The sequence below is a fragment of the Xanthomonas sp. WHRI 7065 genome, assembly GCF_040203115.2.
Lineage (GTDB): Bacteria > Pseudomonadota > Gammaproteobacteria > Xanthomonadales > Xanthomonadaceae > Xanthomonas > Xanthomonas arboricola.
In genome coordinates, this window is the sequence record NZ_CP168194.1 from 1,429,026 (window position 1) to 1,443,003 (window position 13,978).

At 66.2% G+C, this 13,978-nt stretch carries 8 protein-coding genes; 7 read left to right on the forward strand and 1 reads right to left on the reverse strand.

Translation table 11 applies throughout. The features are described 5' to 3' along the window. The first annotated feature begins 40 nt into the window (after positions 1-40). The 7 genes from ABQY64_RS06180 to ABQY64_RS06210 all read left to right on the forward strand — a co-directional run bounded on the left by ABQY64_RS06180 (position 41) and on the right by ABQY64_RS06210 (position 13,468). Entirely contained in the window at positions 41-1,633 is a 1,593-nt protein-coding gene (locus ABQY64_RS06180) for a S9 family peptidase (protein ID WP_102252604.1), read from the forward strand. Positions 1,634-1,844: 211 nt separating this feature from the next. After that, on the forward strand, positions 1,845-2,663 hold the full coding sequence (locus ABQY64_RS06185) for an HDOD domain-containing protein (RefSeq protein ID WP_349779186.1): 819 nt from the start codon (positions 1,845-1,847) through the stop codon (positions 2,661-2,663). A gap of 608 nt (positions 2,664-3,271) precedes the next feature. Then, positions 3,272-5,242: an OPT family oligopeptide transporter gene (locus ABQY64_RS06190; RefSeq protein WP_349779185.1), complete on the forward strand. Its 1,971-nt coding sequence runs from the start codon at positions 3,272-3,274 to the stop codon at positions 5,240-5,242. 835 nt (positions 5,243-6,077) lie between these two features. Then, complete coding sequence (locus ABQY64_RS06195) at positions 6,078-6,926, forward strand: transporter (protein ID WP_349779184.1); 849 nt, start codon at positions 6,078-6,080, stop codon at positions 6,924-6,926. Between the two features lie 302 nt (positions 6,927-7,228). Then, the gene (locus ABQY64_RS06200; protein ID WP_349779183.1) at positions 7,229-9,655 is read left to right on the forward strand and encodes a glucose/quinate/shikimate family membrane-bound PQQ-dependent dehydrogenase; all 2,427 of its coding nucleotides are present in this window, start codon (positions 7,229-7,231) and stop codon (positions 9,653-9,655) included. Between the two features lie 233 nt (positions 9,656-9,888). Then, positions 9,889-11,175: a carbohydrate porin gene (locus ABQY64_RS06205; RefSeq protein ID WP_349779182.1), complete on the forward strand. Its 1,287-nt coding sequence runs from the start codon at positions 9,889-9,891 to the stop codon at positions 11,173-11,175. A gap of 172 nt (positions 11,176-11,347) precedes the next feature. Continuing rightward, on the forward strand, positions 11,348-13,468 hold the full coding sequence (locus ABQY64_RS06210; protein ID WP_349779181.1) for a S9 family peptidase: 2,121 nt from the start codon (positions 11,348-11,350) through the stop codon (positions 13,466-13,468). A 102-nt stretch (positions 13,469-13,570) separates the two neighbouring features. Here ABQY64_RS06210 and ABQY64_RS06215 read toward each other — a convergent pair whose 3' ends face one another. Next, positions 13,571-13,975 (reverse strand): hypothetical protein, encoded by a 405-nt coding sequence (locus tag ABQY64_RS06215; protein WP_349779180.1) that lies wholly within the window; start codon positions 13,973-13,975, stop codon positions 13,571-13,573. Positions 13,976-13,978: the final 3 nt, after the last annotated feature.

Sequence of the window (13,978 nt, forward strand, 5' to 3'; positions counted from 1 at the left end):
CGAGCTGTATGCCATCAATGCCGATGGCACTGGTGTCGAGTTGCTGGTGGGCTATCGTGCCCGAGGCACCGGGCTTGGCACCAATATCAAGGTCAAGAAAACCGAAGCAGTTGCCGCATTCCTCACCGATACCTTGCCCGACGACGATCGCAACGTGGTCGTCGGCATCTGGCCGTTGTCAGGGCAGGACCCGTACACGCGCGCAGAAAAACTCGACGTCAACACAGGTCGGCGTCTTCCGCTGGCGCGTGCCCCGATTCAGCGCGCCAGCTTCACCACCGACCACCATGGCGAGGTGCGTTTTGCGCAGGGCGCAGGATCGGACAATGTCAGCAAGCTGTATTACCGCGTTGGCGGTGGAACCGAGTGGACGCTGCTCAACGACGAACAGGCCAGCGGCCGCATCGAAACCCCACTGGGCTTTTCGCAGGACGAGCGCATTGCCTACCTGCGCGTGCAGGCTGCCGATGGCCCCGATGCGATCGTGGCTTGGGACATCCAGGCCAATCGCCGTGAACAGGTGCTGCGTGACGCAGTGGCCGATCCACTGGACGTCATCTATCGCAACGGCACCACGATCCCGGTGGGTGCCATTTTCATGGCTGACCGTCCGCGCAGCCGCTTTTTCGACGAGCAGGGCCCCGAGGCGCGGATGTATCACAGCCTGGAGGCCGCCTTCGCCGGTAATGCTGTGCGTATCACCTCCAGTACCAGCGATGGCCGCTACGTCATGTTGCAGGTCGATTCGGGCAGCAACCCTGGCGATTTCTATGTGTTCGATACGCAGGAGAAAAAAGCCCAGCACGTGATCAGCCGACGCGACTGGTTCGATCCCGAGCGCACCGCGACCGTGCAGCCCATCGCGCTGCAGGCACGCGATGGCGTGCCGTTGCATGGCTACCTCACGCTGCCGCGCACCGGCACGGCGAACAACCTGCCGATGGTGGTGATGCCGCATGGCGGCCCGTTCGAGATCTTCGACAGCTGGCAGTTCGACGACGACGCGCAGTTGCTGGCGCAGGCCGGCTATGCGGTGCTGCAGATCAATTTCCGTGGTTCCGGCAATTACGGTCGCGCTTTCCAGCATGCCGGCGCGCGCCAGTGGGGCGGCACCATGCAGGATGACGTCACCGACGCCACGCGCTGGGCGGTGACGCAGGGCTATGCAGATGCGCGCAAGATCTGCATCTTTGGTGCAAGTTATGGTGCGTATGCAGCCCTGATGGGGGCAGCCAAGGAACCGGGGTTGTATGCCTGCGCGGCCGGCTATGTCGGCGTCTACGACCTGCCGATGATGTTCACCAGCGGCGACATCCAGAAGCGCGGCTCAGGCGAAAACTATCTGAAGCAATGGCTGGGCGATCCGGCAACCCTGGCCGCACGCTCGCCGGTCCATCTGGCCAAGCAGATCAAGGTTCCGGTGTTCCTGGCGGCCGGTGGTGAGGACGAGCGCGCGCCGATCCAGCACAGCAAGCGCATGGAGGCGGCATTGCGCCAGGCCGGAACGCCGGTGGAAACCTTGTACTACGACACCGAAGGCCACGGGTTCTATACCGAGCCGCATCGGCGTGCGTTCTATACGCAGTTGCTGGCGTTTCTGGCCAAGTCCCTGGGAGGTGCCAAAGCGAACTAACCGCGTCGACGCACGCATATCGGGATCTTGTCGACCGCGCCATCCATGATGGCCGTCGCTACGCGACCGGCGGGGCAGCCCGCCGCAAGGCGATGACGCAAAAGCGCGGGTGAATAGCCGCCGTGGCGGGTCATCGTCATCCAACCAGTCTGTGCTACACCATGCAGGCCGGCGCGGCCGCGCTGGCTTACCTTTCATCCACGAGGCGATCATGAAGTTGGAGGCGTTGTTCGACCAGTTGCACACCTTGCCCACCGTACCCGAGGTGGCGCAGGACCTGATTGCCCGGTTCGACGATCCGGCAACCAACATCGATGTGCTGGCGCACACCATCGAGCGCGATCCGGTGATCGCCGCCAAGGTGCTGCGGCTTGCCAATTCGGCGCGCTTCCACGGATTGCGCGACTCCACCAGCGTGGAAGACGCGGCCATGCGGCTGGGCTTCAACACGCTGCGCACCCTTGTGCTGGCCTCGGCGATGACGGGTGCGTTCCGCGCCGGCCCGGGCTTCGATCTGAAGGCGTTCTGGCGGCACAGTTTCGAGGTGGCCGGCATCTGCCGTCTGCTGGCGCGCCAGCACGGCGTGGATCCGGAAACCGCGTTTACCTGCGGCATGATGCACAACATCGGCGAGCTGCTGATCCAGTCCGGCTCGCCCGATTACGCCAGCCGCATCAATCACGACAGCTCATCGGCCGGCCATGCCGCCGAAGAAACCCTGCAGTTGGGCTTCGGCTACCCGGAAGTCGGCGCCGAGCTGGTGCGTCGCTGGCAGCTGCCCGCCGTCATCCAGGAAGCGATCGCCTATCAGGTCCGCCCGGCCGCTGCCCCGGAAGGTGCGCGGATGCCGCTGCTGGTCGCCCAGGCGGTGCAGGTGTCCGACGCGCTGCGTGCACATGGTGGCGCCACGCCGGCGGCGTTGGAGGCGGTGCGCGGTCCGTTGATGGACACGGTGGATCTGGATGCCTTGTTCGCCGCATTGCCGGACGTGATCGAGGCCGACCGCGCGTTTGCCGAACTGCTGCATTGATTGGACAGCCGCGCCGACGTCGCCAGCGTCGGCGCAGCCGCTGACGCACCATCGCCGGCAGCAGATCCCTGACGTGCAGGAAAAACGGCAACGCCCAGCAATCACGGCGACAGCGATATACGGCAACGCGTGCCCGCCGCTGCAGCAGCAGACCAGTCGGCCCTTACGGGCGCACGGCCTCATCCGCGACCCCTCATCAGCGCATTGTCCCGCCAGCACGAGCGGCAGGCGACCGCCGGTACGAGCGATGGACGTGATGACGAGCCCATCGCTCGTTGTCACCTATCGGCCACGGCGCGTCGCTCATGGCGCCTCCGTCGGTCGACGAGCCGGAAGACCGCATCGCCGCACCCTGACGCCGTAAGCCGCTGGTCTGCATGCCATGCAGCAGTGTCCGCCACCTCCACACCGTGCGACCTCATGCGCTTGCGATCTGCATGCGTGCTGCAGTCGCCGGCACACGCTGGTACACGCCTGTCGTCCCTGTCGATACATCCCCGGGCGTTCCAGTCGCCACAGCAGGCACAGTGTCACGCCGCGGCGCAGCTGGACGGAACCCCGTGTAGGCGCTAGCGTGGTCCGGATTTTTTGCCACAGGGGAACTGCCCATGAGCCATGACGCGCAGCCGCGCCAGCTCACCTTCCGCGCCGTCGTGCTGGCCATCGTGCTGGCGGTGGTGCTTTCGGCCGCCAACGCCTATCTCGGCCTGTTTGCCGGCCTGACCATCGCCACCGCCATTCCGGCTGCGGTCGTCTCGATGGGCGTGCTGCGCCTGCTCGGCGGCGGCACCATTCTGGAAAACAACATCGTCCAGACCGGTGCCTCGGCCGGTTCGTCGATCGCCGCCGGGGTGATCTTCACCATCCCCGCGTTGGTAATCATGGGCTACTGGCCTGACTTCAAATACTGGTGGGTGCTGGGCATCGCCGGTATGGGCGGCTTGCTCGGGGTGCTGTTCTCGGTGCCGTTGCGGCGCTCGATGATCGTCGAAGACCCGCTGCCGTTCCCCGAAGGCAAGGCGGCGGCCGAGGTGCTCAAGGCCGGTGAAAACCCCGGCCCGGGCCTGAAGATCCTGGCGATGTCCGGTGCGATCGGCGCGCTGGTCAAGCTGGGTGCGGCCAGCGGCCTGCGGGTGATCCCGGACACCTGGGCGCAGGCCACCTACCTGGGCAGCAGCCGCCTGGTCGGCTATCTGGGCACAAACCTGTCGCCGGCGCTGCTGGGGGTGGGCTACATCGTCGGCCTGAATGTCGGCATCGTGGTGCTGTCTGGGTCGATCCTGTCCTGGCATATCGCCATTCCGCTGTATCAGCAGTTCTTCATGGGCAGCGACCCGGCCCTGGCGCAAAGCCTGGTCGGTGCGCCAGCGGCCGATGCGGCATTCGGCATCTGGGGCGCGAAGATCCGTTACCTTGGTGTCGGCGCGATGCTGATCGGCGGCGTGTGGACGCTGTTCTCGCTGCGCAAGTCGCTGTTGTCCGGCGTCAAGAGCGGCTTTGCTGCCGCGCGCAAGAGCGGTGGCGGTGTGGTCGCCGAGACCGAGCGCGACCTGCCGATGAAGTGGATGCTGGCGGCGCTGGTGCTGTGCACCTTGCCGCTGCTGGGCCTGTACCAGGCGATCGTGCAGCAGTGGCACGTGTCGATCCCGATGACCATCATCATGATCGTGGCCGGCTTTCTGTTCGTGTCGGTGTCCGGCTATCTGGCCGGCTTGATCGGCTCGTCCAACAACCCGGTCTCGGGCATCACCATTTCCACCATTCTGTTCGCCTCGGCGGTGCTGGTGCTGTTGCTCGGCAAGGATGGTCTGGTGCCGGTCGGCATCGGCGCGGCGCCGTTGGGTGCGGTGGCGGCGATCATGATCGGCGCGGTGGTGTGTTGCGCGGCAGCGGTGGGCGGCGACAACCTGCAGGATCTCAAGGCCGGCTATCTGGTCGGCGCCACGCCATGGAAGCAGCAGCTGATGCTGGGCATCGGCGCGTTTTCCTGCGCACTGATCATGGCGCCGGTGTTGAACCTGCTGGCGCAGGCCTACGGCATCGGCCCGGCCACGCCGCAGCACCCCAACTCGCTCGCTGCACCGCAGGCCACGCTGATGGCCTCGGTCGCCAAGGGCCTGTTCGGCGGGCAGCTGCCGTGGTCGATGATTGCCATCGGTGCCGGCGTGGGCGCGGCGATCATCGCGCTGGACGAATGGCTGAAGAAGACCGGCAAGCGCTTCCGCGTGCCGGTGCTGGCCGCGGCGATCGGTATCTATCTGCCGCTGGAGCTGATGGTGCCGATCTTTATCGGCGGCCTGATCGCGCACCTGGTGGAGCGCTTCCACAAGATCCGTGCCGACGACGAAGATGGCCGCGACCGCGTGCATCGCCCGGGCGTGCTGTTCGCCGCCGGCCTGATCACCGGCGAGGCGTTGATGGGTATCGCCATCGCGGTGCCGATCGTGCTGTCCAGCCGCGCCGATGTGCTGGCGTTGCCGGCCAGCCTGCAGCTCAACCAATGGTTCGGCCTGGCGATCCTCGCCCTGGTCGGCTGGCTGCTGTATCGCGTCGGCAAGCGCGGCGAACAGACCGTCTGAGGGTAACGCTTCACCAAGGTATGCGCCTGCGCGCTGCCTCTCGACGGACACATATCGCTGGATGTGTGTCCGTTTTTCGTTGTGGTAGTGCGACTGGATTTTCGCAGTTCTGATTGCCTCGCAGCAGGCGCGGTTCGAATGCGGCCCTGCTGCCGAACGCGCGAGTGCAGCAGCATGCCGGTAAGGCATGCTGCACCGAATCGATGCCGTGACCGCGCAGCGGCATATCCAGTTCGAACATCCCTGCAAGCTCGTGCATTGCCACCGTGAGCGGACCTGCCTTGTCGCTGCAGGGCAACGTCGTTGGCGCATCTGGTTAATCAGCTGACACGACGAGAGCAGCTGCACCGCGCCAAGGCATCAAGCGTTTGCCGATCGCGCAATGCACGCACAGCGCACGCACAACGCTCAGGCCATCGCGTCTGCACCACCGCAGCGCCTTTGCGCCGGCTTTACGCCTCACCCAGGCCTCGTGCATAGCGACTTTATGCGGCTGCTCCGTATCGTGCCGTCTCCCGCACCGATGGTGCACCACGGCGACCGCATGCCTCGATCGATCCCGGTGACGCGCCACGGCGCAGGTCATCGCACCGCCTGACCCCCATAAATGATGTGTGTGGAAAAGCGACTCGCATCACGCTATGCGACATCCGCACACTGTTGAGGCCGCTTTTGTCACCGACGGCGTTTTCGGACCTGCCGAGGCCTATAAGATCGATTGGTAACACGCCGCCCTCCAGCGGCCATGCAGTCGTTCGACATCCACGCGCATTCCCCCTCCCACTGCTGGCCGTTCACGCGATCTGGCCAGCGTCTTGCCATGGAAACCACTGCAATGCTGACTGCTGCTATCTCCCACCGTTCCACCCGCGCACGCCGTGCCCCCTTGTTGAGCATCGCCCTGGCCGGTGTGCTGTGCAGCCTTGCGCTGCAGGCGCAGGCACAGGAGGCCACCGACGTGGCGCTGTGTACCGATCGCCCGACCAAGGCCAATTCCACCTGTACCGTGCCAACCGGCGCCTGGCAGCTGGAAACCGACATCGGCAGCTACACCCGCGACAGCCAGCCCGCCACCCGCGTCGAAACGGCGTATTTCACCAACCCCACGCTCAAATACGGCGTCAGCGACCGCATCGATCTGCAGCTCAACTGGGCGCCGCAGCTGCAGGTCAAGACCACCGACCGTGCCACCGGTGCGCGCAGCAGCCTGAGCGGCGGCGGCGACATCTATCTGCGCATGAAGGCGCGTTTCTACGAAAGCGACACCGCCACCGTCGCGGTGCTGCCGTTCGTCAAGGCGCCGACCGCGCGCACCGGTCTGGGCAACGACGAGTGGGAAGGCGGCGTCGCATTGCCGATCAATTTCGCGCTGCCCAACAGCTTCTCGCTGACCTTCGGGCCCGAGGTGGATTGGTTGGCCGACAGCGATGGCAGCGGCAAGCATGTTGCGCTGATCAACGCGATCAACCTGGCGCATCCGCTCACCGCAAAGTTGTCGATGGCGGTGGAAGTGTGGTCCTCGATCAACCGCGACCCGGCGCAGACCATCGAGCAGTATTCGGCCGACATCGCCGCTGCGTATCTGCTCAATCCGCTGCTGCAGCTGGATGTGGGCGCCAATTTCGGCCTCAACGACCGCACCCCGGACGCGCAGGTGTATGTGGGCATGTCGCACCGCTTCTAACGCGCGCAGCACGCGCTGCGCATACAAAACGCCACTGCGGTCCGCGCCTGTGCGGACTGCAGTGTTCCGCAGGCAACCGCTTCAGATATGTAATAACTACCCGGTGCGGTGCGACACTATGTCGTCAGTCTGCCGGGCATGCCGGTGCCGGTCTCGCCAGAGGTACGCGGGCCGGGGAGGGGAGTGACAGAAAGTGGGCAGTGATGCTGCCTCTACTGGCCGTCGTGCGGGCACCTTGTAGCATCCAGATCGGAATGCCGGGCGCAGTGCAGGGCGGAATCTCCTGATCGAGGTGTTGCAACGTGGAAACGAAATCGAAGTTGCCGGTCCCGGGCCGGGCATTGCTGCTGGTGCTGGGCATGCTGGTCGCGCTGGTGGGGCTGATCTTTCTGCTGGGTGGCGCGAGGTTGGCCAGCCTGGGCGGCAGCTGGTACTTCCTGCTGATGGGCCTGGCGACCGCTTTGGCCGGTGTCTTGATCGTGCTGCGTCGGCCGGCCGGTGCGCTGGTGTACGGCGTCGCCTTCGCGCTGACGCTGGTGTGGGCGCTGTGGGATGCGGGGCTGGAGTTCTGGCCGCTGGTCTCGCGGCTGATGCTGCCTGCGGCGTTCGCCGTGCTGGTGGCACTGGCCTGGCCAGCGCTGCGGCGCAGCCGGGCGTTGCCGACCGGGCGCACTGCCTATGGCGTGGCGACGGTGCTGGCGCTGGCGGTAGTGGCCGGGATCGGCGGCATGTTCGTGCCGCATCCGCCGGTCGCAGGTAACGCGGGGCCGGGCATGACGGCGGTGCCGCCTGGAAGCGTGCAACAAAACTGGTCGGCCTACGGCAATACCGATGGCGGCAGCCGCTTCGCTGCGCTGGACCAGATCAACCGCAGCAACGTCGACCGGCTGCAGGTCGCCTGGACCTACCACACCGGCGAGATCGCCAACAGCGACGGCAACGGTGCCGAAGATCAGCTGACCCCGCTGCAGGTGGGCGAGAAGGTGTTCCTGTGCACGCCGCACAACAATCTGATTGCGCTCGACGCCAGCACCGGCAAGCAGCTGTGGCGGCGCGAGATCAATGCGACCTCGTCGGTCTGGCAGCGCTGCCGTGGCCTGGGCTACTTCGACGCCGACGCGGCGTTGCCGGCACCGAGCGTGGCCAATCCCTCGCCGATCGCCGCAGTGACCGTGGCGCAGGACGCCAACTGCCGTCGCCGCCTGTTCACCAACACCATCGATGGTCGCCTGATCGCGGTGGATGCGGACACCGGCGCGTTCTGCCAGGGCTTCGGCAGCAATGGTCAGGTCGATCTCAAGGCCGGCCTGGGCGCTGCGCCGGATCCGTTCTACCAGCTGACCTCGCCGCCACTGGTGGCCGGCACCACCGTGGTGGTGGGCGGACGCGTGGCCGACAACGTGCAGACCGACATGCCTGGTGGCGTGGTGCGCGGCTTCGATGTGGTCACCGGCGCGCAGCGCTGGGCCTTCGACCCGGGCAATCCGCACGATCGCCAGGCGCCGGCCGCCGGCAGCAGCTATGTGCGCAGCACGCCGAACGTGTGGGCACCGATGTCATACGACGCGGCGATGAACACCGTGTTCCTGCCGCTGGGCGGGCCGTCGACCGATCTATACGGCGCCGAGCGCACCGCGCTCGATCACCGTTACGGCGCCTCGGTGCTGGCGCTGGATGCCACCACCGGTGCGGAGAAGTGGGTCTACCAGACTGTGCACAACGATCTGTGGGACTTCGACCTGCCGATGCAGCCCAGCCTGATCGACTTCCCCAACCAGGACGGCAGCCACACCCCGGCCGTGGTCATCGGCACCAAGGCCGGGCAGATCTACGTGCTCGACCGCGCAACGGGCAAGCCGCTGACCGAGGTCAGGGAAGTACCGGTGAAAGGCTCGGATATCGCACACGAGCAGTACGCGCCGACCCAGCCGCTGTCGGTCGGCATGCCGCAGATCGGCACCAAGCACCTGACCGAATCGGACATGTGGGGCGCCACTGCGATCGACCAGATGCTGTGCCGCATCGCGTTCAAGCAGATGCGTTATGAAGGCCTGTATACCGCACCGGGCACCGATGTCTCGCTGAGTTTCCCCGGCTCGCTGGGCGGCATGAACTGGGGAGGCCTGTCGACCGACCCGGTGCATGACGTCATCTTCGCCAACGACATGCGCCTGGGCTTGTGGGTGCAGATGATTCCTGCCGACACCCGCAAGGCCGAGGCGGCCGGTGGTGGCGAGGCCGTCAATACCGGCATGGGCGCCGTGCCGCTGAAGGGCACGCCGTATGCGGTCAACAAGAACCGCTTCCTGTCGGCGCTGGGCATCCCGTGCCAGGCGCCGCCGTACGGCACGCTCAGCGCGATCGACCTCAAGACGCGCAGCATCGCCTGGCAGGTGCCGGTGGGGACGGTGCAGGACACCGGCCCGTTCGGCATCAAGATGCATCTGCCGATCCCGATCGGCATGCCCACGCTGGGCGGCACGCTGTCCACCCAGGGCGGGCTCGTGTTCATCGCCGGCACCCAGGACTACTACCTGCGCGCGTTCGACAGTGCCACCGGCAAGGAACTCTGGAAGGGCCGCTTGCCGGTCGGCAGTCAGGGCGGGCCGATGACCTACGTCTCGCACAAGACCGGCAAGCAGTACGTGGTGATCAGTGCCGGCGGTGCGCGGCAGTCGCCCGATCGTGGCGATAACGTGATCGCCTACAGCTTGCCTGACGCGCACTGACGCCGCCCACCGGTGACCACGTCGGCAGCTGCGTCGGCGTGGTCACGGAGCGGCCGAGAAACCTCGCGCGCGCCTGACGGCTGCGCACTCGCGTCAGCCGCTGTTGGCTGCAACCCGACGGCCGGGTGTCTCGCACATCCCGGCCAACGCTCCCGTTACCGCAGCGGCGCTTTGGCACACCGCCATGCATCGCCACCGATGGCCGTGCACGCTGCCCCGATCAGAGAACCACGATGCATCGTCTGTCTTTCCTCCCGCGCCGCAGTGCGCTGGGCTACGCCTTGTTGCTGGCACTGCCGGCCACCGCAGTCGCCGCGGGCGACACCACGTTGACCGGCGACTGGGGTGGGCGCCGGTCCGCCTGGGCCGAGCAAGGCGTGAGCGTTCGCGGCGACTACGTGTCCGAGACGTTTGGCGTGGTGGACGGCGGCTACGAAAACACCAGCGCGCGCTACGCGCAGCAACTGCGGGTGGGCGTGGATCTGGACATGGCCAAGCTCGCCGGCTGGGGCGGTGGCAGCCTGCACGTCACCATCAACGACCGCCGCGGCCGCAGCACCTCCGCCGACCTGGTCGGCAATCGCTTCCCCATCCAGGAAGTGTACGGAGGCCAGTACACCCGCCTGAGCGAGTTCAGCTACGACCGCAGCTTCAACCAGGGCAGGACGTATCTGAAACTGGGCTTCTATGCGATGGGCAACCAGTTCGCTTCGCACACGTTGCTGGTGAACTTCGTCAATGCCGCGTTCTGCGCGCATCCGCTGGCGTTTTCGGCCAATAGCGGCTGGTACAACTATCCGGCCGCGCGCTGGGGCATCGAAGGCGCGCAACAGCTGACCCCGCAGCTCAACCTGCATGCCGGCTGGTTTCAGGTCAACCCGAATCTGGGCTTCGGTGCCCGCGACACCTACGCGTTCGAGCCGCTCGCCAGCGGCACCACCGGTGCGATCTTCCCGCTCGAATTTACCTGGAAGCCGGCCACCGCGCGCTACCCGGGCGTGTACAAGTTCGGCGGCTACTACGACTCCTCGTCGGTACCCAGGCGTGGGCTGGACACCAGCCGCAGCACCGGCCGCGACGGCGCCTATCTGCTGGTCGAACAGAAACTGTTCACCCCGGGAGCGGACCCCAGCATCGGCCTGACCGGATTCGCCCAGTACATGGCCAGCGACCACGACAGTGCGCTGATGACACGGTGGTATTCGGTTGGCGGGGTGTACCAGGGCATCGGCACACGCACGCAGGACCGCATCGCACTCGGCTATGTGGCCGGCAGGATCAATCATCGGCTGCTCGATGCACGCCGCGCAGAACTGATCGATGCCGGCGTGGCGGCCGATTCGCCACTGGTCGGGCTGAGCGCTGCCGAAGAGCTCTACGAGCTCGCCTACAGCGCGCAGATCACGCCGTGGCTGATGTTGCGCCCGGACCTGCAATACATCGTCAACCCAGGGACCTACGCCTATACCCACACGCGCAACGCAGTGGTGGTCGGGCTGCAGGCCAAACTCACGTTCTGAGTGCGTGCCCGCAGCGTGGCGCGCCGTTGCCGCAAGGCGCACGACGCGCTGTGCGCATTCGGCGCCTTGCAGGGCGGCCACGTGCGGCGCCTGCGGGCGCATGACCTTGTGCCTTTGCGCGTGCGCCGCAGCAACGCCTACCATCGACGTTTTGCCGTTGCAGGAACTCTCGATGAAGCTTCGTTACGCCGTGCTGCCCCTGTGTCTGTTGACCGCCTTGCCAAGTCTTGCCGCTGCGCGCGGATTCGATGTGCGCGACATGGTCGCGCTGGACCGGGTGTCTTCGCCCACGCTCAGCCCCGACGGCAGCGTGCTGGTGTTCGCCAAGCGGCAGGCCAAGAGCAGCAACGGCAAGCCGGCCACCGGCCTGTGGACGCGCAATCTGCGTACCCGCGATGCTGCGCCGCCCAGGCGGCTCACTCCCGACGGCTGGAACGTCAACAGCCCGGCGCTGTCGCCGGACGGCAAGACGGTGTACTTCCTCAGCAGTAAATCCGGTACGCAGCAGCTGTACGCGCAGCCGCTGGCCGGCGGCGCGCCGCAGCAGTTGACCGCCTTTGCGGTGGATGTGGACAGCTACAAGCTCTCGCCCGACGGCAAGCGCATTGCCTTCAGTGCCGGCGTGTTCCAGGACTGCGGCTCGAACCTGGGTTGCACCAAGAGCAAGCTCGCCAACCTCAAGAACGCCAAGGCCAGCGGCGTAGTCTACGACCAGTTGTTCGTGCGGCATTGGGATACCTGGAACGATGGCCGCCGCAATACCTTGTTCGTCGCCGACCTGCCGGCTGCCGGCGGCAAGGCCGTGGCCGGTGCCTCGGCGATCAGCGCCACGCTGGCCGGCGATGCGCCCTCCAAGCCGTTCGGCGGCAACGACGATTACGCCTGGTCGCCCGACGGCGGCAGTGTGGTGGCCAGCGTGCGCGTGCCGCAGCCGCATGGGCCGGAAACCGGCAAGAAGGCAACCGCCGGCGCCAAGCCCACCGGCAACGACGAGCCGTGGCAGACCAACTTCGACCTGTACCGCCTGGATGCGGCCGGCAAGGCCGCGCCGGTCAATCTGACCGCGTCCAACCCTGCCTGGGATGCCGGCCCGGTGTTCAGCAGCGACGGCAAGACGCTGTACTACCGCGCGATGAAGCGCCCCGGTTTCGAAGCCGACCGCTTCGGCCTGATGGCGATGGACGTGGCCAGCGGCAAGAGCCGCGAGATCGCCCCCAAGTGGGACCGCTCGGCCGGCGAGATCGTCTTGAGCGCCGATGGCGCCAGCCTCTACACCAGCGCCGACGACCTCGGCGAGCATCCGTTGTTCAAGATCGACATCGCCAGCGGCCAGGCGACCAAGCTGGTGGGCGAGGGCAGCGTGCATGCGCCGACCCTGGCCGGCAACACGCTGGCCTTCACCCGCAACTCGCTCAAGAGCGGCGACCAGGTCTTTGTCAGCGATGTGCAGGGCCAGGGCCTGCGTGCGATCACCCAGAGCGCCGGCGAGCTGCTGCCGGAGGTGCAGTTCGGCGATTACGAGCAGTTCCAGTTCAAGGGCTGGAACAACGACACCGTGCACGGCTATGTGGTCAAGCCGTACAACTACCAGGAAGGTAAGACCTACCCGGTGGCATTCCTGATCCACGGCGGGCCGCAGGGCAGCTTCGGCAACGGCTGGAGCAACCGCTGGAATCCGCAGACTTACGCCGGCCAGGGCTATGCGGTGGTGATGATCGACTTCCACGGCTCCACCGGCTACGGCCAGGAATTCACCGATGCGATCAGCCAGCATTGGGGTGACCGCCCGCTGGAAGACCTGCAGAAGGGCTGGACCGCCGCGCAGAAGCAGTACGGCTTCCTCAACGGCGACAAGGCCTGCGCGCTGGGTGCCAGCTATGGCGGCTACATGGTCTATTGGATGGCCGGCAACTGGAATCAGCCATGGAAGTGCCTGGTCGACCACGACGGCGTGTTCGACAACCGCACCATGGGCTACGCCACCGAGGAACTGTGGTTCAGCGAATGGGAAAACGGCGGCACGCCGTGGCAGAACCCGGCCGGCTACGAGAAGTTCAACCCGGTGCTGCACGTGGACAAGTGGAAGGTGCCGATGCTGGTCATCCACGGCCAGCAGGATTTCCGCATCCCGGTCGAGCAGGGCCTGGCCGCGTTCACCGCGCTGCAGCGCAAGGGCATCGATTCCAAGTTCCTGTACTTCCCGGACGAGAACCACTGGGTGCTCAAGCCGGACAACAGCGTGCTGTGGCATGACACCGTCAACAGCTGGCTGAAACAGCATATCGGCCAGTGAGGTCGCGACCGGCACGCCGCCTGGAGCGGCGTGCTGGTTGGTGCGGCGATGACGCGTGAGACCTCGGCCTCTAATGCAGGTCGCAGGGGTTGTTCGGTTTGCTCAGTTCGGCAGCTGATCGCGTTTGGCCAACTGGCCTTCCACGATCTGCAGGATCTCCGCCACTGCGATACCGAACGAGCCGGCATTGCCGGCGTCGAAGGCGGCCTTCCATTCTGCATAGCCCGGCAGGTAATCCTGATTGGGCGCGGCAGTGCCGACGTGTTCGGCAGCGCTGCGCTCCAGGGTCTGCGCGATCACCGGGATGTGCGGCAGCGCGTCCAGGATCCCATCGGGCAATCCTGCGTGACGTACCTGGATGTCGCTGATGCTCACGTGCAGGATCTGGCCGCCGTGGGGATGCACATCGATCTGGTTGATCAGCAGCAGCGGCGTCTCCGTCGCGGTGCGCCCGCGGCAGCGCCAGATCTGGCCGACCGCATAGGCGGGGGAGGTGGTGTCGGGCATCGG

What these genes read in the sequence shown, in the direction of transcription:
- ABQY64_RS06215 (WP_349779180.1), bottom strand. Translation starts at nt 13,975, where the DNA reads ATGCCCGACACCACCTCCCCCGCCTATGCGGTCGGCCAGATCTGGCGC.
- ABQY64_RS06205 (WP_349779182.1), top strand. Translation starts at nt 9,889, where the DNA reads ATGCATCGTCTGTCTTTCCTCCCGCGCCGCAGTGCGCTGGGCTACGCC.
- ABQY64_RS06185 (WP_349779186.1), top strand. Translation starts at nt 1,845, where the DNA reads ATGAAGTTGGAGGCGTTGTTCGACCAGTTGCACACCTTGCCCACCGTA.
- ABQY64_RS06190 (WP_349779185.1), top strand. Translation starts at nt 3,272, where the DNA reads ATGAGCCATGACGCGCAGCCGCGCCAGCTCACCTTCCGCGCCGTCGTG.
- ABQY64_RS06210 (WP_349779181.1), top strand. Translation starts at nt 11,348, where the DNA reads ATGAAGCTTCGTTACGCCGTGCTGCCCCTGTGTCTGTTGACCGCCTTG.
- ABQY64_RS06195 (WP_349779184.1), top strand. Translation starts at nt 6,078, where the DNA reads ATGCTGACTGCTGCTATCTCCCACCGTTCCACCCGCGCACGCCGTGCC.